Below are 407 nucleotides of genomic sequence, written 5' to 3' on the forward strand. Positions count from 1 at the left end.
GGCGAAAGCGGCAGAGCCAGAAAGCACAGAAAACCCGTTATACCGAAGGGAATGGCAAGGGAGCGGATCAGACGTGGCACGATCAGCCCGCCGATACGGTCAACAACATAGCCAATGGCCGGATCGCAGAAAGCATCCACAACACGGGCCACCAGCAGTATCCATGAGACAGCAACCAGCGGCAGGCCGTAGATATCTGTGTAATAATACATCAGATAGGATGACGTCATGCCCCACATCATGTTGGAGGCAGCATCACCACAGCCGTAGGCTATCTTTTCTTTCACGGAAAGCGCCTGCCCTTTCTCCATAATTGCGCTTTCCTTACAAAATTTAGGCTAAGTCCAATGTTCTTATAAGTAGAGTTCTTCCAAGACTCTTTCATAACGAGAGTGAGATTTTCCTTT

At 49.4% G+C, this 407-nt stretch carries 1 protein-coding gene; it reads right to left on the reverse strand.

The annotated features are described in order from the left end of the window. A partial coding sequence (locus CSR02_RS12595) for an MFS transporter (protein ID WP_208616833.1) occupies positions 1-311 on the reverse strand: 311 nt, incomplete at its 3' end. Between the last annotated feature and the right edge of the window lie 96 nt (positions 312-407).

Origin of the sequence: Acetobacter pomorum (assembly GCF_002738225.1) — a bacterium.
Classification (GTDB): Bacteria; Pseudomonadota; Alphaproteobacteria; order Acetobacterales; family Acetobacteraceae; genus Acetobacter; species Acetobacter pomorum.